Annotated in this window: 21 protein-coding genes and 1 other annotated feature; of the genes, 10 read left to right on the forward strand and 11 right to left on the reverse strand. The window is 58.3% G+C overall.

Going from position 1 to position 24280, the window contains the following annotated elements; genetic code table 11:
* The first annotated feature begins 29 nt into the window (after positions 1-29).
* The 3 genes from copA (at position 30) to ybaK (ending at position 4065) form a co-directional block, all read left to right on the forward strand.
* Entirely contained in the window at positions 30-2534 is a 2505-nt protein-coding gene (gene copA / locus LU196_RS02255) for a copper-exporting P-type ATPase CopA (RefSeq protein ID WP_232758099.1), read from the forward strand.
* A 71-nt stretch (positions 2535-2605) separates the two neighbouring features.
* A complete protein-coding gene (locus LU196_RS02260) occupies positions 2606-3412 on the forward strand; it encodes a TraB/GumN family protein (RefSeq protein ID WP_232758100.1) in 807 nt (268 codons plus the stop codon).
* Between the two features lie 173 nt (positions 3413-3585).
* Positions 3586-4065 (forward strand): Cys-tRNA(Pro)/Cys-tRNA(Cys) deacylase YbaK, encoded by a 480-nt coding sequence (gene ybaK, locus LU196_RS02265; RefSeq protein ID WP_232758101.1) that lies wholly within the window; start codon positions 3586-3588, stop codon positions 4063-4065.
* On the opposite strand, the gene LU196_RS02270 is transcribed toward ybaK, so the two are convergent.
* On the reverse strand, positions 4062-4931 hold the full coding sequence (locus tag LU196_RS02270) for a LysR family transcriptional regulator (protein WP_232758102.1): 870 nt from the start codon (positions 4929-4931) through the stop codon (positions 4062-4064). The genes ybaK and LU196_RS02270 overlap by 4 nt on opposite strands.
* A 91-nt stretch (positions 4932-5022) precedes the next feature.
* Here LU196_RS02270 and LU196_RS02275 point away from each other — a divergent pair, with 91 nt between their 5' ends.
* Positions 5023-5454, forward strand: a complete 432-nt coding sequence (locus LU196_RS02275) for a multidrug/biocide efflux PACE transporter (protein WP_232758103.1) — start codon at positions 5023-5025, stop codon at positions 5452-5454.
* A 27-nt stretch (positions 5455-5481) separates the two neighbouring features.
* On the opposite strand, the gene ushA is transcribed toward LU196_RS02275, so the two are convergent.
* Entirely contained in the window at positions 5482-7233 is a 1752-nt protein-coding gene (gene ushA / locus LU196_RS02280; RefSeq protein ID WP_232758104.1) for a bifunctional UDP-sugar hydrolase/5'-nucleotidase UshA, read from the reverse strand.
* Positions 7234-7743: 510 nt separating this feature from the next.
* Here ushA and ybaL point away from each other — a divergent pair.
* Positions 7744-9432 carry a YbaL family putative K(+) efflux transporter gene (ybaL, locus tag LU196_RS02285; protein ID WP_232758105.1) on the forward strand — a complete coding sequence of 563 codons (1689 nt, stop codon included), beginning with the start codon at positions 7744-7746 and terminating at the stop codon, positions 9430-9432.
* 47 nt (positions 9433-9479) lie between these two features.
* Here ybaL and LU196_RS02290 read toward each other — a convergent pair whose 3' ends face one another.
* The 8 genes from LU196_RS02290 to LU196_RS02325 all read right to left on the reverse strand — a co-directional run bounded on the left by LU196_RS02290 (position 9480) and on the right by LU196_RS02325 (position 18018).
* Positions 9480-10781, reverse strand: a complete 1302-nt coding sequence (locus LU196_RS02290) for an inosine/guanosine kinase (RefSeq protein ID WP_232758106.1) — start codon at positions 10779-10781, stop codon at positions 9480-9482.
* A 123-nt stretch (positions 10782-10904) separates the two neighbouring features.
* The gene (gene adk, locus LU196_RS02295; RefSeq protein ID WP_232758107.1) at positions 10905-11549 is read right to left on the reverse strand and encodes an adenylate kinase; all 645 of its coding nucleotides are present in this window, start codon (positions 11547-11549) and stop codon (positions 10905-10907) included.
* 235 nt (positions 11550-11784) lie between these two features.
* Complete coding sequence (htpG, locus tag LU196_RS02300; protein ID WP_232758108.1) at positions 11785-13659, reverse strand: molecular chaperone HtpG; 1875 nt, start codon at positions 13657-13659, stop codon at positions 11785-11787.
* Between the two features lie 99 nt (positions 13660-13758).
* On the reverse strand, positions 13759-14364 hold the full coding sequence (recR, locus tag LU196_RS02305) for a recombination mediator RecR (protein WP_232758109.1): 606 nt from the start codon (positions 14362-14364) through the stop codon (positions 13759-13761).
* Positions 14364-14693 carry a YbaB/EbfC family nucleoid-associated protein gene (locus LU196_RS02310; RefSeq protein WP_031377860.1) on the reverse strand — a complete coding sequence of 110 codons (330 nt, stop codon included), beginning with the start codon at positions 14691-14693 and terminating at the stop codon, positions 14364-14366. The genes recR and LU196_RS02310 overlap by 1 nt, the downstream gene beginning before the upstream one ends.
* 50 nt (positions 14694-14743) lie before the next feature.
* Positions 14744-16720: a DNA polymerase III subunit gamma/tau gene (dnaX, locus tag LU196_RS02315; RefSeq protein WP_232758110.1), complete on the reverse strand. Its 1977-nt coding sequence runs from the start codon at positions 16718-16720 to the stop codon at positions 14744-14746.
* Positions 15341-15402, reverse strand: a sequence feature (DnaX frameshifting element). Its footprint overlaps the gene before it by 62 nt.
* Before the next feature lie 213 nt (positions 16721-16933).
* The gene (gene apt / locus LU196_RS02320; RefSeq protein ID WP_232758111.1) at positions 16934-17485 is read right to left on the reverse strand and encodes an adenine phosphoribosyltransferase; all 552 of its coding nucleotides are present in this window, start codon (positions 17483-17485) and stop codon (positions 16934-16936) included.
* 149 nt (positions 17486-17634) lie between these two features.
* Entirely contained in the window at positions 17635-18018 is a 384-nt protein-coding gene (locus LU196_RS02325) for a DUF454 family protein (protein WP_232758112.1), read from the reverse strand.
* Between the two features lie 60 nt (positions 18019-18078).
* Between LU196_RS02325 and priC the strand changes: the two genes are divergently transcribed.
* From priC to rsmS, 3 genes are read left to right on the forward strand one after another with little or no spacing between them, the layout of a single operon-like run.
* Positions 18079-18591 carry a primosomal replication protein PriC gene (gene priC / locus LU196_RS02330; RefSeq protein ID WP_232758113.1) on the forward strand — a complete coding sequence of 171 codons (513 nt, stop codon included), beginning with the start codon at positions 18079-18081 and terminating at the stop codon, positions 18589-18591.
* Between the two features lie 53 nt (positions 18592-18644).
* A complete protein-coding gene (locus LU196_RS02335) occupies positions 18645-18890 on the forward strand; it encodes a GlsB/YeaQ/YmgE family stress response membrane protein (RefSeq protein ID WP_232758114.1) in 246 nt (81 codons plus the stop codon).
* An 8-nt stretch (positions 18891-18898) separates the two neighbouring features.
* Complete coding sequence (gene rsmS / locus LU196_RS02340; RefSeq protein ID WP_232758115.1) at positions 18899-19048, forward strand: pleiotropic regulatory protein RsmS; 150 nt, start codon at positions 18899-18901, stop codon at positions 19046-19048.
* Here the strand turns inward: rsmS and acrR are convergent.
* Positions 19045-19683 carry a multidrug efflux transporter transcriptional repressor AcrR gene (gene acrR, locus LU196_RS02345; protein ID WP_232758116.1) on the reverse strand — a complete coding sequence of 213 codons (639 nt, stop codon included), beginning with the start codon at positions 19681-19683 and terminating at the stop codon, positions 19045-19047. The two genes, rsmS and acrR, sit on opposite strands and share 4 nt — an antisense overlap.
* A 141-nt stretch (positions 19684-19824) precedes the next feature.
* On the opposite strand from acrR, the gene LU196_RS02350 reads away from it, so the two are divergent.
* Positions 19825-21015 carry an efflux RND transporter periplasmic adaptor subunit gene (locus tag LU196_RS02350; protein WP_232758117.1) on the forward strand — a complete coding sequence of 397 codons (1191 nt, stop codon included), beginning with the start codon at positions 19825-19827 and terminating at the stop codon, positions 21013-21015.
* A gap of 17 nt (positions 21016-21032) precedes the next feature.
* Positions 21033-24182, forward strand: a complete 3150-nt coding sequence (locus LU196_RS02355) for an efflux RND transporter permease subunit (protein WP_232758118.1) — start codon at positions 21033-21035, stop codon at positions 24180-24182.
* Positions 24183-24280: the final 98 nt, after the last annotated feature.

Genomic DNA, 24280 nt, shown 5'->3' on the forward strand with positions numbered 1-24280 from the left:
AGTCAAATCTGATTACCAAGGAGTTCACGATGTCACATACGCACGTATTGGCGCTGGAGGGGTTAACCTGCGGCCACTGCATTAAACGCGTTAAAGAGGCGCTGGAACAGCGCACCGATGTTGAGCAAGCCGACGTCACGCTTCAGGACGCGCGCGTGATAGGCAGTGCGCCCGTTAGCGATCTGATTGCCACCGTTGAACAAGCGGGCTATCACGCCGCGGTGAAAGCCGACCCAAAGCCTAAGCCGTTGACAGCAGCAGAGCCGCCGCCGGAGGCGCTGACAACGGAACCCGCAGCAACCCCGGCCGATGACACCCTGCCCGTGCACCATTTGCTGATCGCGGGCATGAGCTGCGCCAGCTGCGTCAGCCGCGTGGAACAGGCTCTGCAGCAGGTCGCAGGGGTACAGCAGGCGCGCGTCAACCTTGGCGAACGCAGTGCGTTGGTCCTCGGCGACGTCACGCCTAAAGCGCTCACCGCGGCGGTGGATCGCGCGGGTTATAAAGCCGAAGCGATCGATGATGAACAAACGCGTCGAGAGCGGCAGCAGCAGAGCGCCCGGGAAGCGATGCGCCGCTTTAGCTGGCAAGCGGCGCTGGCGCTGCTGTTTGGCGTGCCGCTGATGATCTGGGGCATGGTGGGCGACAACATGATGCTGACGCCTGCTAATCAGACGCTATGGCGCGTGCTGGGCGGTCTGACGCTGGTCATCATGTTGGTCACGGGAGGGCATTTCTATCGCAGCGCGTTCCGCAGTCTGCGACGGGGCAGCGCCACGATGGATACGCTGGTGGCACTGGGTACCGGCACCGCCTGGCTTTACTCCATGAGCGTGGCGCTGTGGCCAGACTTTTTCCCGCTGCCGGCCCGCCATCTCTACTTCGAAGCCAGCGTGATGATCATCGGCCTGATTAATGTGGGTCACGCGCTGGAGCAGCGTGCACGCCAGCGCGCGTCGCAGGCGCTGGAGCGGCTACTGGATCTGACGCCCGCACAGGCGTGCATTATTACGCCGGAAGGCGAGAAATCCCTGCCCGTTAGCGACGTGACGCCGGGCATGCGCATCAAACTGGTGACCGGCGATCGCGTGCCGGTTGACGGCCAGGTGGTCAGCGGTGAAGCCTGGCTGAATGAGGCAATGCTGACGGGTGAAGCCATCCCGCAAACCAAGCACACAGGTGATACCGTCTACGCTGGCACGCAGGTGCAGGACGGCACGCTGCACGTTGAGGCGCGCGCGATCGGCAGCCGCACCACGCTGGCGCGTATTATCAATCTGGTGCGTCAGGCACAGAGCAGTAAACCCGATATTGGCCGCCTGGCCGATCGCATCTCGGCGGTGTTTGTGCCCGTCGTGGTGCTGATTGCGCTGATGAGCGGCGCAATATGGTACTTGGTGGGCCCTCAGCCGCAGCTCGCGTATACCCTGGTGATTGCCACCACGGTGCTGATCATCGCCTGTCCCTGCGCGCTCGGCCTCGCCACGCCGATGTCGATCATTGCAGGCGTGGGTCGGGCAGCCGAACTCGGCGTCCTGGTGCGCGATGCCGATGCGCTACAGCGCGCCAGCACCCTCGATACGCTGGTGTTTGATAAAACCGGCACGCTGACGCGCGGCACGCCCGACGTCGTGGACGTCATCGGGTATCGTGGCTGGGAGCCAACCCGCGTACTGCAGGCCGCCGCCCAGCTTGAGCAGGGATCGCACCATCCGCTGGCCAAGGCCATTGTGGCCGCTGCGCCCGCGCATCGCGCTGCCGCAATTGCGCAATTTCGTACAATCCCTGGCAAAGGCGTTCGCGCTACCGTAGCGGACAACATGTTATGGCTCGGCAACGACGCGCTGCTGGCGGAAAACGGCATTGATTATCAAGCGGCGCAGGCCGATATCGCGCGCTACGCGCAGCAGGGGGCAACCCCGGTGCTGCTGGCCGATGCTGAAGGGGTGCTGGGCCTGATTGCGCTGCGCGATCGCCTGCGGCCGGAAAGCCGCGCGGCGCTACAGCGGCTGCGTCAGCAGGGATATCGTCTGGTCATGCTGACTGGCGACCACCCCCAAACCGCTCACGCCATAGCCGCAGAGGCGGGCATTGAAGATGTCATTGCGGGCGTGCTGCCAGAGGGTAAAGCGCAGGCCATCAGCCATCTGCAACAGCAGGGACACAAGGTAATGATGGTGGGCGACGGCATCAATGATGCTCCCGCGCTGGCGCAGGCCGAAGTAGGCGTTGCCATGGGCGGCGGCAGCGACGTGGCGGTGGAAACAGCCGCGATAACGCTGATGCGTAACGATCTGCACAGCGTGGTGGACGCCCTGGCCATGGCGCAGGCCACGCTGCGTAATCTGCGCCAAAATTTACTCGGCGCCTTTCTCTACAACAGCCTTGGGATCCCCCTGGCGGCCGGCGTGCTGTATCCGTTTACCGGCCTGCTGTTGAATCCGATTGTGGCCGGTGCGGCTATGGCGCTCTCCTCCATTACCGTGGTCAGTAACGCCAATCGGCTACTGCGCTTTACGCCTGCGCAACGCTGATCGCCCTTACGGCGCTGTTTTTCAACCGGTGAAATCGCTAGCATGGGGTTTTCACTGAACAAGGATGGGGCATGAAACATAGCCTGTGGCATCAGCTTCAATCGCTGATGGGGACGCTGTTCCCGCCCAGCTATCGCTGGCCGGCGACCGATATTCGTCTGGGCGATCGCTTCTTCCACCTGGCGGGCAGTATTCACATGGGCACGCCGAATATGCAGCCGCTGCCCGCTGGCTTATTGCGGCAGCTTCACCGCGCCGATGCCCTGATCGTGGAAGCCGATATCACCCAAGGAAGTTCGCCGTTTAGCGGGAGTGAGCACCAGCCGCCGCTCAGCACGCGTTTGGAGAGTGAGGCGCTCGCCCGACTGGAGGCCCTGTGCGACACGCTCTCGCTGTCGTGCGCGCTGTTCGATACCCTGCCCTTCTGGCAGATCGCGCTCATGCTTCAGGCGCACCAGGCGCAGCGGTTGGGATTGCGCCCGCAGTACGGCATTGATTATCAATTGCTGATAGCCGCAAAAGCCGCGGATAAAACCATCATTGAACTGGAAGGGCCGGATACGCAAATTGCGCTGCTGAAGTCGCTCCCGCAGGACGGACTGCCCCTGCTGCTGGATACGCTGGAGCACTGGCACACCAACGCACGGCTGCTGCAAACCATGATCGGCTGGTGGCTCGATTCGCCGCCCAAACAGCAGCCGGTGGCGCTGCCCAGCACCTTCAGTGGCGAACTCAATGACCGCCTTATGCGGCAGCGCAATCTGCTGTGGCGCGATCGCCTGGCGACGATGCCAAAAGGTCGCTACGTCGTGGCGGTGGGTGCGCTGCATCTTTACGGCGAAGATGACCTGCCAACGCTGCTGAAATCGCTGCGCTAGGCGTCGACGAAAAAAAAGGCCGATATCGCTATCGGCCCGTCAAAGAGGAAGGTGTTTATGATTTTGGTTATCGCCAGGGACACTGGCGCGGGCTAATTCTCGCGCAAAGTTCAGATTTTCGCCAGCACTATTCGCTAAAATCAAAATAAGAATTATCTTAGGAAGACTCGCTGATGACGCCCGCTGTAAAACTGCTTGAAAAACAAAAGGTCCCTTTCACACTGCATCCTTACGACCACGATAGCCACGAAACCCATTTTGGTGATGAAGTGGTGCGCAAGCTCAATCTGGACGCGCGCCAGGTATTCAAAACCCTGCTGGTGGCGCTCAACGGCGACGCAAAAGCGCTGGCGGTGGCGGTAACGCCGGTGTCGTCACAGCTGGATTTGAAGAAAGTCGCTAAAGCGCTGGGCGCGAAAAAAGCCGACATGGCCGATCCGCTGCTGGCGCAGCGTGTGACCGGCTATTTGGTCGGCGGGATCAGCCCGCTGGGGCAAAAGAAACGGCTGCCTACGGTGATTGATTGCCAGGCAAGCGACTTTCCCACCATTTATATTTCCGGCGGCAAACGCGGTCTGGACATTGAACTCTCGGCGCAGGCACTCGCGCAGCTGCTGGACGCGCCGCTGGTGGATATCGCGCGCCGCGATTAGTCCGGTTGCTGGGCGCAGAGCTGATCGATCATCCAGCGCCCTGCCGGTCCCGGCGCATTGCGGCGTGACCAGATCACCTCCACGGCAATGTGCTGTGGCCAGCCCGGAACGGTCAACTCCTTCAGCACGTGATGGCCGAACTGCGCCACCAGCCAGCGCGGCAGCACACTCCAGCCAAATCCCTGCTCTGCCATTTCCAATAGCAGCAAATAGGTGGGCGCCGACCACAGGCGCCCGGCGGGCAGCGGTGCACGGGTTTGCACCCACGTATTAAGGCGCAGCTGACGCAGCTCACTCAGCTGCGCCTCACTGACCTGGGGCTGCTGCGACAAGGGATGGTCCTGATGCAAGAAGATCGCCATTTGCGCTTCGACCTGCAGCCGGGCCCTGACCAGATCCGGCGGCAGTTGGGGCTGCGCACGCACCACGCCGAGGTGCACGCGCCCCGCCTGCAGTAAATCCAGCACGTCATCATCTTCGGCGATCATGCACTCAAATTCGATATCCGGATAGCGTGCGTCAAAGCGCGTCAGCAAGTTTTGATGGTGATCCGCCTGCCAGAAATCTGAAATGGCCAGGCTAAGCCGCGGCTCGACGCCCTGCGATAAACGCACCGCCAGCTCATCCAGCCGCTGGCTGGCCGCCAGGATCTGCTGCACCTGCGCCAGCGCGCGCTGCCCCTGCTCGGTTAACACCGGCTGCCGTCCGCGCCGGTCAAACAGCGCAAAGCCTAAATCGGCTTCAAGGTTGGCGACCGCGCTGCTGATGGTGGACTGGCTTTTCGCCAGCGCGCGCGCCGCCGCAGAAAACGAGCCGCTGGCCACGGTTTGCACAAACGCCTCAAGGGATTCCGGTGAGTATTTCATATCAATCCATCGCTTTTATCGATAGGTAGTCATTTTCATCTTACCACCTACCAGTGAGAAAATAGGCGGCATGATGAAAAAGGAGAGAATTATGCGCACACGTTCGCTAAAAGAACGATTTTGTCACGCAGCTGGGTTTGAAGGCCTGGCGATTGTCACGGTCGCCCCGCTGGCGGCTTGGGTGATGGAGAAACCCCTGTTTCAAATGGGCGCCCTGGCCATCATGCTCTCTACCGTGGCGATGGTATGGAACATGGTTTACAACGCCGGCTTTGATCGTCTGTGGTCGCCGCAGCGCACGCGCGGTCTCGGCCTGCGCGCATTGCACGCCTTGGGGTTTGAGGGCGGCTTTATTCTTATCGGTTTGCCGATTGCAGCTGGGATGCTGCAGATCCCGCTGCTGCAGGCGTTTATGCTGGAAGTGGCGTTCTTTCTGTTCTTTCTACCTTATACCATGGCCTATAACTGGGTCTGGGATAAAGCGCGACAGCGCTGGTGGGGACAGCCATCCTGCCACGGATAAACCCAAGGCGCCCTGCGGCGCCCTGTTTCACTGTTGCGCCGCACGGGGCCAGATCCACGCCAGTATCATCTGCGGATAGCTACGCTTTTTGGCTTTTTCCTGCGCGTTATCGCGCGCCGCTTTCTGCGCCGCAGTGAGGTGCACGATGTTCGGTGGCGTATAGTCGGCCACCTTCAGCGGCGTGTGTTGACTCACATAGTCGCGCAGTGCGTCAGCATCCCGCACGCCGGTGTTGTGAAAACCCGCATGCGTGTCCAGTATCGGATAGCCATCGCCGCCGCTGGCGTTGAAGCTGTTGGTCGCCAGACGATAGCGCTTCTCTTTCTGCAGCGCTTCGCCGTTGATTTTGACGTCGCTCACCGTGCTGCCGTCTGCCACCAGACTGACATTATTGAACTGGGCGAAGCCGCCGGAATTAGGCTGGATATTGGCAACCACGCTCAGATAACGCAGCAGCTCCTCGCCGGTTAGCGTCACCGCGACCACCTGATTGCCAAACGGTTGAACCTGTAACAGGTCGCGCCAGCTCAGGTTGCCCGGTCCCAGCGAGGCGCGAATGCCGCCGCCGCTCATCACCGCCAGATCGGCCTGCGTCGCTGCCCGCTGCGCCCGCAGGATCAGCTGCCCCAGCGAGGTCTGCTTAAAACGCACGTTGTCGCGCTCGCCGCTGAACACGCCGTCGCTGCTGCCGACGCTGATATCCAGTTGCTTGGCGGCACGCAGTTGATAAGGGGTCAGTAACTTCATCATCGCGCCATTCTGCGGGATCGCCTCCTGCCAGGTCAGCCACGAGGTACTGCCATCGAGGTTTTTGATCTGATGCTTGAGGTTCACCGGAATCAGCTTATAGCTCTCCAGCGTCAACTCGCCATTGCGGAAGCTAAAATCACCGCGCCCCACGTATTTGCCCCACTCTTTTGCCTGCATAATCCAGACGCCATTCTGGCGATCGGGCTGGCAGGGTTGTCCGGGCTGGTAGTCCGCCACGCTGACGTTCTCTTTTTCCATGCATACCGCATCCTGCGAGTGCCCACCAATGATGATGTTCAGCGTCCCCGGCGGCAGGCTGCGCGCCAGTTCCACATCGCCCGGCGCGTTGCTGCCGTGTTTGCCGTCGTCATAGTGGCCCATGTGCGTAAGCGCGATAATCACGTCCGGCTTCTCGCTGGCGCGCAGTTCGCGTACCGCTTTCTCCGCCTCTTTGACCGGATCGCGGATATCCAGCGTTGCGATGTTTTCAGGGTTGCCAATGCGCAGCGTGTCCGGCGTGGTCAGGCCAATCACGGCAATTTTCAGCCCCATACGATTAAACACCGCCCAGGGTTTAAACAGACGTGTATCCGTGCCTTTTTGGTAGATATTGGCGGAGAGGAACGGGAACTTCGCCCACTTTTGCTGTTTCTTCAGTACGCTAAGCGGCTTATCAAATTCATGGTTGCCCAGCGCCATCGCATCATAGCCCACCAGGTTCATGCCGCGGATATCCGGCTCCGCATCCAGCAGATCCGACTCCGGCACGCCGGTGTTGATGTCTCCGGCCGAGAGGATCAGCGCGCCACCGCCGTGCGCCTGCACATCGTAGCGCTGTTGATCCATCAAGGTTTTCTGCGCCGCCAGGCCGTACTCACCCTGCGCGTTAGTCCAGAAGCGACCGTGGTGATCATTGGTATGCAGGATGCTGAAACGGTAGCTGCGATCCGTTTCGTATCCCTGCGCCACCAGCGGCAACAGCAGCGCCAGCGCGGCCAGCCAGCGCCCTTTCAGCCATAATGAATGCAAAGTTGATCTCCTTATTCGCACGTTCCACGCGGGAAAAGCTCCCTGATGCGCGATCTTCCCCACTGTGTCGCACAGAACACCGCGTAACTCAAGCGTCAGTGTGATTCTACTGACAGCTTCTGCCCGGCTGTTGAAAAGTGCAGCACCTGCGAGCCACGGGCGGAAACGCCGCTGCGCAGGCAATCGCGCCTGGCGATAAAGTTAGCGCGCCGCTAAGAGTCTCCAGAATGCGTGTAATAACGCACTTGTTACGACGGATAAGCGCTTTTGCCTTTTATTAAGGCGATTATCGCGCTGAGAAAGCATAAGCGCTGTATTTTGCCCCACCCTGAAATGCATCACTGGCGGCCTGACAGGGCGATAATTGCGTAAAATGGTACGTCGGCTGCATTTTTCTGATGTTTTTTCAATTTATTCGCTTTTCGTTGAGAAAAACGCTCAACGCGCAGCCCGGTTGTGCATTACACTCAATTGTTACAAGCAGATACATTTGCTCACAAGGAGACAGGCATGCATCACACCACCCCGTTGATCACTACCATTGTCGGAGGGCTGGTCCTCGCTTTTCTCTTGGGCATGCTGGCCAACCGCCTGCGCATATCGCCGCTGGTCGGCTATTTACTGGCGGGGGTCCTGGCCGGTCCGTTTACCCCAGGCTTTGTCGCGGATACCAACCTGGCGCCGGAGCTGGCCGAACTGGGCGTCATTTTGTTGATGTTCGGCGTTGGCCTGCACTTTTCCCTCAAAGATCTGATGGCCGTGAAAACAATCGCCATTCCCGGCGCGGTAGCGCAAATCGCCGTCGCCACGCTACTGGGCATGGGACTTTCCTGGCTGATGGGCTGGTCATGGATGACCGGTCTGGTATTCGGGCTCTGCCTTTCTACCGCCAGCACCGTGGTGCTGCTGCGCGCGCTCGAAGAACGCCAACTGATCGACAGCCCGCGCGGGCAAATCGCCATTGGCTGGCTGATTGTCGAAGACTTGGTCATGGTGCTGACGCTGGTGTTGCTGCCTGCCATCGCCGGTATGCTGGAAGAAGGCAACGCCAGTCCTCAGCTGCTGCTGTGGGATTTAATGCTGACTATCGGCAAAGTCGCCGCGTTTATGGTGCTCATGATGGTGGTTGGGCGTCGCGTGGTGCCGTGGATTCTGGCCAAAAGCGCAGCAACCGGCTCGCGCGAACTGTTTACTCTGGCGGTGCTGGCGCTGGCACTTGGCATCGCGCTCGGTGCGGTGGAGTTTTTTGACGTTTCGTTCGCCCTTGGCGCCTTCTTTGCTGGTATGGTGCTGAATGAATCAGAGCTGAGCCATCGCGCGGCGCACGATACGCTGCCGCTGCGCGATGCCTTTGCGGTGCTATTTTTCGTGTCGGTCGGCATGCTCTTTGACCCGATGATTTTGGTTGAGGAGCCGCTGGCGGTACTCGGCGCGCTCGCCATTATTGTGCTGGGTAAATCCCTCGCGGCCTGGCTGCTGGTCAGCCTGCTGGGGCACTCGCGTCGCACCGCGCTGACCATTTCGGTGAGCCTGGCGCAAATTGGTGAGTTTGCCTTTATCCTCGCCGGATTAGGTATTTCACTCGGCATGTTAAGTGAGGAAGGACGCAATCTGGTGCTGGCAGCCGCCATTCTCTCCATCATGCTGAACCCGATTCTGTTTACCCTGCTGGAGCGCTATCTCGATAAAAGCGAAAGCCGTGAAGCGCAAACGCTGGAAGAGATCATCGAGGAGGAAAAGCAGATCCCGGTGGATATCTGCAACCATGCGGTGATTGTTGGCTTTGGCCGCGTAGGCAGTCTGCTGGGCCAGAACCTGATGGACGCCGGGGTGCCGCTGGTGGTGGTGGAAAATTCGCGACCGCGCGTGGAAGCGCTGCGCGAGCAGGGCATTAAAGCCGTGCTGGGTAACGCCGCCCGGGCGGAAACCATGGAGCTGGCGCGACTCGACTGCGCCCGGTGGCTGCTGCTAACGATCCCTAACGGCTATGAGGCCGGTGAAATCGTCACCGCCGCGCGTGAAAAGCGTGAGGACATTGAGATCATCGCGCGCGCCCATTACGACGATGAGGTGAGCTACATCATGGATCGCGGTGCCAACCGCGTGGTGATGGGTGAGCGTGAAATCGCCAACAGCATTTTACAGGCGGTGGAAGCGGAGATCGCGCAGAATCCGGTTACCCGCGAGTGCCCCATCTAAGGATGTTGCCTGCGGCTGACGATTCGCCGATCGTCAGCCGCGGTGCGTTATCGATCCCAGTACGACTCTTCCAAACTGTCTTCCCGCTCCGGCAGCCCGCGCGTCAGACGCGGTGAATGCTGGTTCAACACCTGATAGCTCACGCGGTTCGCGTATTTACACACCTGCGCCAGCGAGGAGTAGGTCAGATACTCGCGCGCGTGTTTGCTGGAGTTGGGCACTTTCTGCCGGTGGAAGTTGTTGGCGGTGATGTCGTGCAGCAGCGCCGCCAGTGCGCCATCGCCAGCACCGTTGGTGTTCATGATCTTCTCCGGGCCGCCCATGTACGGCGCAATGTGAGAGAAGATACGCAGCGGCTGCGCGCAATCCTGATGACGCATCGCGCGGCTGAATTCGTACTGGTTGAATTCCGCAATAGCGCCTGGCAGCAGCGGATGATTGGTATTGCGCTTGAACGCCTCTTCGGTGAAACCGGCCATGTAGAGGCCGGTCGGCCCGGCGGTGCACAGCACCAGATCCACCCAATCCAGCGCCATGTTGGCGGCAAGCAGCGGATCGGCCTCGCCGGTTAGCGCCAACGCTTCCTCTTCGTTCATTGCCACGATAGAGACGTGATCGCGCAGGAAATCCCGCCAAAAGCCGGGGTTATCCTGGATGACATATTTGGTGCCCAGCGTGAGCACCACGGGCACGTTGTGCTTTTTGGCGTAGCCTATGGCACGCAGCGTGGCTTCAGGCATCGGTTCACCTGGCTGGCAGCGCACCAGGTAAGAGGTCAATACCAGCGCCGACGCCCCGGCAATCACCTCCTCCGGGATACTGTCCGCGTTGAGCTGGTTCATCAGACCGGGGCTGATGGCAAACGTGCGCTCGCCGTGTTCGCCAATCAGCGTGAAGCAGCGGCCAATCGCGCCGTCTACGCCTTGCAGATGGTTGAGGTCCATGCGGCTCGACGTATTGCACAGGTAGCGATAAGCGTAACCGCCGATTTGGATGTTGTTGCACATCACGCCCAACAGCACCGAACGGTCATCCGCCAGCACGGAATAGTTGTGGAGCGTATTACCAATGGTGCCACCGGCAAACTGATGGGTAATAAGCGCGTCGCGCATCAGCTCATTGTAGAGGGCTTCGGCGGTGGCATCGTCGATCACCAGCGAGTGCCCGGCGCTCAAGCCGTAGCGCTGCAGGAAGTCGTCATCCACTTTGGCTTCGATATCCACCAGCGTTTGATCGATCCCCACCACCCAGCTGCCCTCTTCTTGCTCGTGTTGAGCAGCCAGCAACAGCGGATCGCGCGCGTTAACGGGAAAGTAGTGTTTAGATTTGCGTTTGCCGGGAAATTTCATGAAAGGCTGCCGTCAGGAAAACATCAGGCGGCGGATATTATCACACTCTTGCCCCGGACTTTAACGGGCCGGTTAAGCAAATCGTGGGCAATAAAAAGGGCCGCCTGAGCGACCCTGGCAAACTTAACCGAGGATCTCGGCTAACTGTGCGCTGACTTCGGCCACCTGGCGGGTGCCGTCGATTTTGTGGTACTGCGTGTTACCGGCTTCCGCTTCTTTGCTGTAATAGGCAATCAGCGGCGCGGTCAGCTGATGGTACTCCACCAAACGCTTGCGCACGGTCTCTTCCTGATCGTCTTTACGCGTGGTGAGTTCTTCACCGGTCACGTCATCTTTTCCTTCCACTTTCGGTGGATTGTATTTGACGTGATAAACGCGGCCAGACGGCGCATGCACGCGACGGCCCACAATGCGATCGACGATAAGTTCGTCCGGTACGGCAAACTCCAGCACGTAATCCACGTTAATGCCCGCGTCTTTCATGGCGTCGGCCTGCGGGATAGTGCGTGGGAAGCCATCGAGCAGGAAACCGTTTTTGCAGTCTTCCTGCGCGATACGCTCTTTAACCAGCGCAATCACCAGCTCGTCAGTCACCAGCTTACCGGCATCCATGATAGCTTTCGCCTGTTGGCCCAATTCGGTGCCAGCTTTTACCGCCGCACGCAACATATCGCCCGTGGAGATTTGCGGAATACCGTATTTCTCCATGATAAATTGAGCCTGAGTGCCTTTACCTGCGCCCGGTGCCCCGAGCAGAATAATACGCATTGCGTAATTCCCCTTGCGAATCGCATTGATCAATCTGAGAAGGCCAAGAACATACCATTTATGACCCGCGCACCACAAGGAAAGGGGCGCGCTACCGTCATGCTCTACTTTGACGGGCTTTGACACTGTGCGCCAGCCTAAGGTCGTTTTTTAAGAATTAACGCCAGGCTGTCATACACGACGCGCCGCCATAAAAAAAGCGCCGCTTGCGCGACGCTTTTTCAGAACAGCGCGGTTACGCCGTGAATAACTGGTTCATGCGACGGATAAACTGGTTAGGATCGTCCAGCGTGCCGCGCTCGGCCAGCAACGCCTGGTCCAGCAGCAGCTCAACCCACTCGGCAAAACGGGTTTCATCCTGCGTGTCCGCAACGCGTTTCACCAGGTTGTGTTCCGGATTGATCTCAAAGATATATTTCACTTCCGGCACATCCTGACCGGCAGCGGCAAACAGTTTTGCCATCTGCGTGCTCATTTCGTTGGCGTCGGTGGTCACAATCGCAGGGGTGTCTGTCAGACGGTGCGTCAGACGGACTTCTTTCACGCGTTCACCGAGCAGGGTTTTCACGCGCTCGACAAACGGCTCCAGCGCTTTTTCCGCCTCTTTCTGCTCTTCCGTCTCTTCATCAGCCAGTTTGCTGAGGGATTCGTCCGCTTTGCTCACCGACTGGAAGGCTTTGCCGTCGTACTCGGTGAGATAGCTCATCATCCACTCGTCAATGCGATCGGAGAGCAGCAGCACTTCAATGCCTTTTTTGCGGAACAGCTCCAGATGTGGGCTGCTCTTCGCCGCGGCATAGCTGTCTGCCGTGATGTAGTAAATTTTTTCCTGCCCTTCGACCATGCGGCTCAGGTAATCATCAAGAGAGATCGTTTGCTCTGCGCCTTCGCTTTGCGTGGTGGCAAAGCGCAGTAGCTTGGCAATCGCCTGCTGGTTAGCGTGATCTTCCGCTGGCCCCTCTTTCAGCACCAGGCCGAACTCTTTCCAGAACTGCTGGTATTTCTCCGCGTCATCTTTCGCCAGTTTTTCCAGCATTTGCAGGCTGCGCTTGGTCAGCGAGGCGCGCAGGCTCTGGGTGATGCGGCTGTCCTGCAGAATTTCACGTGACACGTTCAGCGGCAGATCGTTGGAGTCAATCAGGCCGCGCACGAAGCGCAGATAGTTCGGCATAAACTGCTCGGCGTCATCCATAATGAACACGCGCTGAACGTAGAGTTTCAGGCCATGCTTGCTATCACGATTCCACATGTCGAACGGCGCACGCTGCGGGATATAAAGCAGGCTGGTATATTCCTGTTTACCCTCAACGCGGTTGTGGCTCCAGATAGCCGGGTTGCTGAAGTCGTGGGCGATGTGCTTATAGAACTCGGTATACTCTTCGTCGCTGATTTCCGCTTTGCTACGCGTCCACAGCGCCTGCGCTTTGTTGATCTTCTCCCATGTGATGTCGCCGCTCTCTTCATCTTTTTTGGCGATCTCAACCGGCAGCGCAATGTGATCGGAATATTTGCTGATGATGCTGCGCACGCGCCAGTCGTTGAGGAAATCGTCCTCACCTTCGCGCAGATGCAGCGTAATTTCTGTGCCGCGATCGGCTTTCTCGATATCTGCTAGCGTGTAATCGCCTTCGCCTGCGGACTCCCAGAAGACCCCTTCTTCGGCGCTGGCACCGGCAGCGCGGGTGCGCACCGTGACTTTGTCTGCCACGATAAAGGCCGAATAGAAGCCTACGCCGAATTGACCAATCAGCTGGCTGTCTTTCGCCTGGTCAGATCCCATGGATTCCAGGAACGCTTTGGTGCCGGATTTGGCAATGGTGCCCAGATTCTCAATGACCTCATCGCGGCGCATGCCGATACCGTTATCGCTCAGCGTCAGCGTGCGGTTGTCCTTGTCCACGGAGATACGCACGCGCAGCTCGCCATCACCTTCATACAGATCCGGCGTTGAAAGCGCGCGGAAGCGCAGCTTATCGGCGGCGTCAGAGGCGTTGGAGATCAATTCGCGCAGGAAAATCTCTTTGTTTGAATAGAGGGAATGGATCATCAGGTGCAGAAGTTGTTTTACCTCTGACTGGAAGCCACGCGTCTCTTGTCCTTTCATGGTCATTGCTACCTCAACTGAATCAGGGTTGATCAAACGTTGAGGGAGAGATGGGGATGGCGGAAGGATTTTCAAGCCGGTATCTAAAGGGATACCGGCAAGTGATTAGAATTTAATCTTATGACGGCCTGCGAGCGAGTGCGACAGCGTGGTGCTGTCGACCATTTCCAACTCGCCGCCCACCGGCACGCCATGCGCAATGCGGCTGGCGTCGACGCCATATTGTCCACACAGCTCGGCGATGTAGTTGGCGGTCGCCTCCCCTTCCACTGTGGGGTTGGTGGCGAGAATCACCTCTTGCAGCGTCTCACGTTCGAGTCGCTGTTCCAGGCGATCCAGGCCGATATCCTGCGGGCCAATGCCGTCCAGCGGCGAAAGGTGGCCCATCAATACAAAGTAGCGTCCGCCAAACTGGCCCGTTTGTTCAATCGCATGGATATCTGCCGGGCTTTCTACCACGCAAATCTGCCCATTCTGTTGGCGACGCGGGTTCGCACAGATGGTGCAAATCTCTTGCTCGGTGAACGTGCGGCAATCGGCGCAGTGGCCGATCTCCGACATCGCGCGCGTTAATGCCTGCGCCAGGCGCATGCCACCGCTGCGATCGCGTTGCAACAGCTGGAAAGCCATGCGCTGCGCCGACTTCGGGCCCACACCCGGCAGACAGCGCAGCGACTCCATCAATGCTTCAAGCAGTGGACTGGTTTGCATCAGAACGGCATCTTAAAGCCTGGCGGCAGCTGCATGCCAGAAGACACGGAAGCCATCTTCTCTTTCTGCGTTTCATCGATGCGGCGCGCGGCGTCGTTGAATGCTGCGGCAATCAAATCTTCCAGCATGTCTTTGTCATCTTCCAGCAGGCTGGGATCGACTTCAACACGGCGGCAATTGTGCGCCCCATTGATGGTCACTTTTACCAGACCCGCACCGGACTCACCCGTGACTTCCAGCGCGGCGATCTCTTCCTGAACTTTGGCCATTTTATCCTGCATCTGCTGGGCCTGTTTCATCAGGTTGCCCAATCCGCCTTTACCAAACATAGTTTTCTCTCTCTGCTGGGGCTGCGCGCAACGCCTGCGCGGCAGCGTGTTCATACGGGTCGAATACTTTCTGTATCCAGATCGGCATCAAAGAAGCGACGCAGCGTCTGAATATGCGTATCGCTTTCAATGGATTGACGCGCCTGCGCCAGTTTCTCTTCGTAAATCGCCTGACGCCACTCAAGCGGCGTCAAGGTTTCGGGATTATCATCTTCCACAATAGTGAGTTCAACCGCCTGTCCGGCCCTGTCACTGAGTGCCTGCGCCAGCGCCTGCTGCGCGGCGGTGGAATTGAGATGCCGCTGGCTGCTGCGTAAATGCAGCGTCACGCGCTGGCCATCAACTTCTTTCCACGCGTTAAGGGCCACCTGCTGCACCAGCTTCGGCAGCGTTAAGGTGGCAATTTCTGCCGCCCAGGCGTCGCGCTGCTGCGCCTCTTCCGCCAGCTTCAAGGCAAGCTCAGGGGTTTTCTCATGCTCCAGCGCCGAACGCAAGGCTTTTGGCGTGGCGACCGGCTCGGGTGCAACCTCTTCCTGCTGCTGAGCTTTCCAGCGGTAGGCTTCTACTTTAGCCGGTTTTTTTACGGCCGGTTCAGTGACGCGCTGCTGCACGCGCTCGGTGACGCTGGCCAAACGTTCCAGCGCCGGATTGGCCGGCCGCGCGGATGGCGCTGCCGGCTCACTCTTTTTTGCTTTACTGGCCCCCTGCCTCAGCAGCTGCGTGCGCGCTTGCAGCAGTTGGCTGGTGGCATCCGGCAGCGTTTCCGTCGGGCCGGTTGCAGGGCGCGGCGCCGCTTCCGGCGCTGCCGAAGAGGCTGGCGGCGCCATTTGCGGCTGCGCAGGCGTCGCCTGCGATGTGGGCATTGGTTCCTGAGGCGCTGGCGCGGACGGCACGGGCTGCGGCGTCAAGCCGGGGCGCGCCACCGGTTCAGCCAGCGTCGCCTGCGGGTGGAACGCCAGCGCGCGCAATAGCGTCATCTCGACGCCCATGCGGCGATCCGGTGCCAGCGGCAGATCTTTCCGCCCCATTAATAAGGTTTGATAATAGAGCTGCACATCGGCAGGCGGCAGCACGCGCGCCAGTTCGCGCAGGCGCTGCGCCTGGAAAGGCTCATCTTCGCCAAGCGATGCAGGCAGCAGCTGCACCATGGCAATGCGGTGCAGGAGGCGCAGCATCTCCACCAGCAGCGCTTCCCATTCCACGCCGCGCGAGGCGGCTTGGTTTAAGAGCGCCATCACCTGCTCACCCTGCCCTTCAACCAGCGCTTCAATCAGCGCCAGCGGCTGCTCATCGTCCAGCGTACCGAGCATGCGCGCCACGGTTTCCCGCGTCACGCTGCCCTGCCCCATCGCAATCGCCTGATCGCTCAGGCTGAGCGCATCGCGCATGCTACCCTCGGCGGCGCGGGCCAGCAGATGCAGCGCGCGAGGTTCAGCCGCGATCTGCTCTTGCGCTAAAACGTGCGCCAGCTGATGCTGGATCTGCTCTACGTCTAGCGCTTTCAGGTGGAACTGCAGGCAGCGTGACAAAATTGTCACCGGCAGCTTTTGCGGATCGGTCGTCGCCAGCAAAAACTTCACGTGCGACGGCGGCTCTTCCAGCGTCTTTAACAGCGCGTTGAAACTGTGGCGCGACAGCATATGCACTTCGTCGATCAAATAGACTTTGAAGCGGCCGCGCGCAGGCGCGTACTGCACGTTATCCAGCAGATCGCGCGTGTCCTCGACTTTGGTACGGGACGCGGCATCAATCTCGATCAGATCAACAAACCGGCCCTGCTCGATCTCGCGACAGTTATCGCACTGACCGCAAGGCGTGGCGGTGATGCCTGTTTCGCAGTTTAGCCCTTTTGCCAACAGGCGGGCGATGGAGGTCTTTCCTACGCCACGGGTGCCGGAGAAAAGATAAGCATGATGGATACGTCCCAGTGACAATCCGTTGGCCAACGCCGTCAGCACATGTTCCTGACCGACTACGTCAGCGAAAGCCTGGGGACGCCATTTTCGCGCAAGTACCTGATAGCTCATGTGGATTCAATCACTGGATGTTATTAGGTTGGCACAGCGGTGCAGCCGAAAGAACCGGGATCCGCCGTAGAAAAGGGGAAAAATGCCGCTACGCAAACCCTGTTTATTTTGGCAGTAGTTTAACAGCCACAGCAGAATATGCCTATAGCGCTGTGATCCGTTGAAAAGCGGAAATCGTCAGGACGCCCCGCTATCCTGCGGGGCGATCGTACCTTAGTGGCCGGGGAAGTTGACCAGGCTAAAGCACTCTACGCCTTGCGCATTGAGGCGCGCTTCGCCGTTCAAATCAAACAGATTAATGATGAACGCGGCATCTTTCACTTCGCCGCCGGCGCGGCGGATCAGCTTCACAGTGGCTTCAAGCGTGCCGCCGGTGGCCAGCAGGTCGTCTACCACCAGCACCACATCTCCAGCACCAATGGCATCCGTGTGCAGCTCCAGCGCATCGGTGCCGTACTCCAGCTCATAGCTCTCGCGGATCGTTTCGCGCGGCAGTTTGCCTGGCTTGCGCACCGGCACGAAACCCACGCCTAATCCCAGCGCAACCGGGGCGCCGAACAGGAAACCACGCGCTTCTGTTCCAACCACTTTGGTGATGCCTTTGTTGCGATAACGCTCAACCAGAATCGCGATAGCGGCGGCGTACGCCTGCGGATCTTCCAGTAGGCTGGTGACATCGCGGAACAAAATGCCTGGCTTAGGATAGTCGGGAATACTCTTGATGCTGTTTTTGATGCGTTCAAGCTGCTGCGCAGTTGCGGTCATAAATTTACGCCTGGAAAAATATCTAATACGCGCAGCTTCTTACAGCACCAATACCCGGAAACCGGGTTTAGCGAAGACAGTGAGAAAGGGAAGCCACGCACGAAGATGCCCAAATCTATGCAAATAAGCGTCCAAATGCAACCCTGGGGCTATGAATCGCGCTTATCTGTTTGCGTATCCACCACCGGGATTCGCCAGAGAAAGAAAAGTAGCGTCAGGAGCAGTATCAACAGCATGACGCGCACCCACAGCACCTTGACCAGATAGAGCGACAACGCAAAGCTGATGGCGATAAGCGCGATAGCGCGACCTTTGGCACCCGGCGGCATCGCACGGTGTTGCTGCCAGTGGCGTAGGTAACGTCCAAAAGGCGAACGCCACATCAGCCAGTGGTGGAAACGCGGCGAAGAACGGGCAAAGCACCAAGCCGCGAGCAACATGAATGGCGTGGTGGGCAACAAAGGTAATACAATGCCTAGCGTGCCCAGCGCAATGGCCAGCCAGCCGAGACTTAATAGCAGAAGTCGCTGCATACCGATGCCCAAAAAGAAATACATCAATCACGTCAGATTAACACAGTTGGACACCCAGTCATGTCATTACCGCCTGCACACCCGCGCCTGCACGCCGCGCTTGAACGGCTGCGCCAGTATATTGAGCATCAGCCTGACGGCGCGTGTCGCCAGCCACGCTTTGACGCCCAGCTGTTTCGCTGCAAAGGAACGCGACTGGCGGATTATCTGCGCGAGGTGGAGCAGAACGTGGCGCAGTTAACCGCTGCCGACGGAGATCGGACGCGTCAGCAGTGGCTGGCCGAAAAAGTGGTGGATCAAATTGCCGCGCTACAGCGCGAGTGTCAGAGCCAACAGCTGCGCGTGGCGCGCGAACGTCCGCGTCATCGGCCTAACCAGCAGAAACGTGAAGAGTATCAGGGCTATGAAACGCGGCTACTGGCGATGCTTGAGCAGCGCGAGCACGCGCTGGCGCGGGCTGAAACCCTGAGCGTGCAGCAGCAGTTGATTCGTGAAGTAGAACAACTGCACGCGCGCCTGGCGCGCTGCCGAGCCGCACTCTATAAGCTCGATCTGCTGCCGCCTGCGCCTTAAAATTAGTGCGCGCTTTCCTCTATACTTGCTGCAAAGAGGGAGGGACTAACACCATGGCGCTCGTGCTTTGGATACTTATCGGTGTGGCCGCAGGCATAATAAAACGGCGGATATTACCTGGCAGACCGGGCGGATTGATGCCAACGTTGGTGCTGGCCGCCATCGGCGCGTTAATCGGCGGCTACGTTGCCACCTATTTTACCAGCGGAGAACTGGGTACCCTGCATGCCGTCGGCCTCGCCGCCGCGCTGATTGGCGCGGTGCTGATGCTGCTGGTCTCCGTGAAACTGCGCATCTAGGAGAGAGAATGTCACTGGAAACTGCACCTGACGAGATCAAGCTCGCTGTCGATTTGATCCAGCTGCTTGAAGAGAATAATGTGCCGGTGGCCACCGTGCTGGCGGCGCTGGCGATCGTTGAGCGGGATTATCTGCAGAAGCAGGCGGCAGGCGCTTAAGCCGGCGCTGAAAGCGTAGGGCTTAAGCGCAGCATATCTAAAAACGCGTTGACCAACTGCGGCGCATCGGCAGCCAAATCGAATGCTTGAGGGTTAAAAAGCCAGCTCTCCATCATGCCATTAATGTAGCCACACATCATACGCGCCGACTGACGCGTGTTGAGGCCCGCGGGCAGCTGCCTGGAGGCAATGCACTCGCGCAGTACGACTTCAATACGTTCGTAGCTCTCTAACAGCAAGCTTTGCCGCATATCCTGTAAGGTGGTCATTTCACCCACAAACTCGCATTTGTGAAAGATAATCTCCATTAATGCACGTCTTTGCGGATCCTGGGCCGTGGACTCCAGGATATAGATCAGCATCGCACGAATAACCGACAGTGGATCGCCGGGATATTTTGTTTGATACTCAATTTCCACATCGTCCAGCCCAGCATCACACCGCAGCCAGATCTCATGCAGCAGATCGGCTTTGTTTTTGAAATGCCAATAAATGGCGCCACGCGTGACGCCAGCCGCTGACGCGATATCAGCCAGGGAAGTGGCAACCACTCCCTGCTCAGAAAACAGAGATAAGGCAGCATCAAGAATTTGATGCCGTGTTTCAAGAGCTTGCGCTTTGGTTTTTCGTGCCATAGAAGTGTGTTTTTACAAACAGGCAAGTTTACATACATTTGTGAATGTATGTACCATAGCATGACCCGTATTTTAACGCAGCAATGGGTTTTATGGTTTGTGATCCATTGATCAATGATATCGGACACTAGAGGTTTATTTATGAATAAAAACAGAGGATTAGCGCCTCTGGCGGCCGTCCTGATGCTTTCAGGCAGCTTTGTGTTAACAGGATGTGATGATAATAAATCCCAGCAAGCCGCCCAGCAGCAACCGCCTGAAGTTGGCGTTGTAACGTTAAAAAACGCGCCACTGAAGATCACCACCGAGTTACCGGGCCGAACCTCGGCTTTTCGCGTAGCCGAAGTGCGTCCTCAGGTGTCCGGTATCATTCTGAAACGCAATTTTGTTGAAGGCACAGACGTTAAGGCAGGCGTTTCGCTGTATCAAATCGATCCGGCGACCTATCAGGCAGCTTATGACAGCGCGAAAGGCGATCTGGCGCAGGCACAGGCCAATGCGCGCGTTGCCCAGTTAACGTTAAAGCGCTATAAACCGCTGCTCGGCACCAAATACATCAGCCAGCAAGATTACGACAACGCGGCGGCAACTGCGGCACAAACCGCTGCGGCCGTTCAAGCGGCCCAGGCGAACGTTGAAACCGCGCGCATTAATTTAGCCTATACCAAAGTGACCTCACCGATCAGTGGGCGTATTGGTAAATCCGCCGTCACCGAGGGCGCGCTGGTCTCCAGCGGCCAAACCACCGCCCTTGCCACCGTGCAGCAGTTAGATCCCATGTATGTTGATGTGACACAATCCAGCGACGACTTTTTGCGCCTGCGCGCTGAACTGGAGTCGGGCCAGCTGAAGCAGAACGATGGCAAAGCCAACGTGACGCTGTTGATGCAGGACGGTAACGCATACAGCCAGCCAGGCACATTAGAATTCTCCGATGTCACCGTGGATGAAACCACCGGCTCCATCACCTTACGCGCGATTTTCCCTAATCCTGACCACCGTCTGTTGCCCGGCATGTTTGTTCGCGCGCGGCTTGACGAAGGGACCAACCCCAATGCCCTACTGGTTCCGCAGCAGGGTGTCACGCGTACGCCGACCGGTCAGGCGACCGTGATGGTGGTAGGCGCGGATAACAAAGTGGAAGTGCGTAACATTACCGCTAACCAAGCCTTTGGCGATAAATGGCTGGTTACTCAGGGGCTGAAAGAGGGCGATCGCGTGATCACCGTCGGGATTCAGCGTGCTAAGCCTGGTGCTCAGGTGACGCCACAAGAAGTCAAAGATGATGCCAAGGCTGCGCCAGACTCTCAGCCGGCTAAATCATCGTCATAAACAGGAGCCGTTGATACATGGCTAAGTTCTTTATCGATCGCCCCATTTTCGCCTGGGTACTCGCCATCATTATCATGCTGGCCGGTGCGCTATCGATTCTCAAACTGCCGATTGAGCAATACCCTAACGTTGCTCCTCCGGCGGTGGAAATTCAGGCGTCTTATCCGGGTGCAGATGCAAAAACGTTACAGGATTCGGTAACCCAGGTTATCGAACAAAACATGAACGGCATTGATGGACTGATGTATATGTCCTCAAGCAGTGACTCATCCGGTACGTTAACGCTCACCCTGACCTTCCAATCGGGTACGGATGCGGATATCGCGCAGGTTCAGGTGCAGAACAAACTGCAGCTGGCCATGCCGCTGCTGCCGCAGGAAGTGCAACAGCAAGGGATCCAGGTTAAAAAATCCTCCAGCAGCTTCCTGATGGTGGCGGGTTTTGTGAGTGACGACGGCAGCATGACGCAGAACGACATTGCGGACTACGTTGCTTCGAACATCAAAGATCCCATCAGCCGTACGCCGGGCGTCGGTGATACGCAAGTGTTTGGCGCGCAGTACGCGATGCGCATCTGGCTTGACCCGCACAAGCTGAATAACTATCAGCTGACGCCGGTTGACGTGATCAACGCGCTGAAAACCCAGAACACCCAAGTGGCCGCCGGTCAGTTGGGCGGCACGCCGCCGGTTCCGGGCCAGCAGCTGAATGCGTCAATCATTGCGCAGACCCGCCTCACCAGTACCGATGAGTTCGGCAATATTATGCTGAAGGTCAACCAGGATGGCTCACAGGTACGCTTGCGCGACGTGGCGAAAGTTGAACTCGGCGGTGAGAACTACGAGATCATCGCGCGCTACAACGGCAAGCCCGCTTCCGGTATCGGCATCAAGCTCGCCACCGGGGCCAACGCGTTGGATACCGCCAAGGCGGTGAAAGCCGAACTGGGCAAGCTTGAGCCCTTCTTCCCCTCCGGCATGAAAACCGTCTATCCGTACGACACCACGCCGTTTGTTAAGATCTCCATCTTCGAGGTAGTGAAGACGCTGTTCGAAGCGATTGTGCTGGTGTTCCTGGTGATGTACCTGTTCCTGCAGAACTTCCGCGCGACGCTGATTCCTACCATTGCGGTGCCGGTTGTTCTGCTCGGTACCTTTGCGGTCATCAGCGCCTTTGGCTACTCGATCAACACGCTTACCATGTTCGGGATGGTGCTGGCCATCGGCCTGCTGGTGGATGATGCGATCGTGGTGGTGGAGAACGTTGAACGCGTCATGGCCGAAGAGGGCCTGCCGCCTAAAGAGGCGACTCGGCGTTCGATGGAGCAGATTCAGGGCGCGCTGGTGGGTATCGCGCTGGTGCTGTCGGCGGTGTTTATTCCGATGGCGTTCTTCGGCGGCTCAACGGGCGTGATTTATCGTCAGTTCTCCATCACGATCGTTTCGGCGATGGCGCTGTCGGTGCTGGTTGCGCTGATCCTGACCCCTGCCCTGTGCGCCACGCTGCTGAAGCCAGTGGAAAAAGGCAGCCACGGTAAAACCACCGGTTTCTTCGGCTGGTTCAACCGTCTGTTTGATAAAAGTACCAACCACTATGTTGACAGCGTAGGCCATATCATTCGCAGCACTGGCCGCTATCTGCTGATCTATTTTGTGATTGTGGTCGGCATGGCGTTCCTGTTTATGCGTCTTCCCAGTTCGTTCCTGCCTGAAGAAGATCAGGGACTGCTACTGGCGCAGGCGCAGCTGCCGGCAGGCGCAACGCAAGAGCGCACGCAGAAAGTGCTGGATCAGGTAACGGATTACTTCCTGCACAAAGAAAAAGACAGCGTTAACTCCGTGTTTACCGTTAACGGCTTTGGTTTTGCCGGACGTGGGCAGAACACCGGTATCGCGTTTGTTAGCCTGAAACCGTGGGACGAGCGCAGCGACGCCAATCTCAAGGTGCCGGCGATTGCCGGACGCGCCATGCAGGCACTGGGCCAGATCAAAGATGCGATGGTCTTCCCCTTCAACCTGCCGGCAATCATCGAACTGGGTAATGCCACCGGCTTCGACTTCATGCTGACCGATCAGGGCAACCTGGGGCACGACAAGCTCACCGCTGCGCGTAATCAGCTGTTTGGCATGATTGCCCAACATCCGGATACGCTGGTTGGGGTGCGTCCAAACGGCATGGAAGATACGCCGCAGTACAAACTGATTATCGATCAGGAAAAAGCGCAGGCGCTCGGCGTCTCCCTGTCGGATATCAATACCACGCTGGCTGCGGGCTGGGGCGGCTCTTACGTCAACGACTTCATTGACCGCGGTCGCGTGAAGAAGGTGTACGTGATGGGACAAGCCGACTCTCGTATGCTGCCGGATGACATCAGCAAGTGGTTTGTTCGCAACAGCGCAGGCACCATGGTGCCCTTCTCCGCCTTCTCGTCGGCGAAGTGGCAGTATGGCTCTCCGCGTCTGGAGCGTTATAACGGCTTACCGTCCATGGAGATTTTAGGTCAGGCGGCACCGGGCAAGAGCTCGGGGGATGCCATGAATCTGATGGAGCAGCTGGCTGGGAAATTACCGGCGGGGATCGGCTATGACTGGACCGGCATGTCCTATCAAGAGCGTCTCTCTGGCAACCAGGCCCCGGCGCTCTATGCGATCTCGCTGATCGTGGTCTTCCTGTGCCTGGCCGCGCTGTATGAAAGCTGGTCGATTCCTTTCTCGGTCATGCTGGTGGTGCCGCTGGGTGTTATCGGTGCCTTGATCTTCACCACGCTGCGCGGGTTAAGCAATGACGTCTACTTCGTGGTTGGGCTGTTGACCACCATCGGCTTGTCGGCGAAAAACGCCATCCTGATCGTCGAATTCGCCAAGGATTTGATGGAGAAAGAAGGCAAAGGCTTGGTGGAGTCTACGCTCGAAGCGTCGCGTATGCGTCTGCGTCCGATCCTGATGACCTCACTCGCCTTTATTCTGGGCGTGTTGCCGCTGGCAATCAGCACAGGCGCCGGTTCTGGTGCGCAAAATGCCGTAGGCACCGGTGTGATGGGCGGCATGGTTACCGCCACCGCGCTGGCCATCTTCTTTGTGCCGGTGTTCTTTGTGGTGGTGCGCCGTCGCTTCGGCAAACATAAAGCTGAGATTGAGCACGGTCATCCAACCGAACAGAAACACTAAGTAAATCCTGTCAAAAGGCCGCTGATGCGGCCTTTTTTATGTCTGCGGTTTAGCACGCAGTGAGCATTGCAATCCACACGCGTGCAGTTTATGATTGT

Source organism: Pantoea sp. Mb-10, from assembly GCF_021272205.1.
Lineage (GTDB): Bacteria > Pseudomonadota > Gammaproteobacteria > Enterobacterales > Enterobacteriaceae > Pantoea.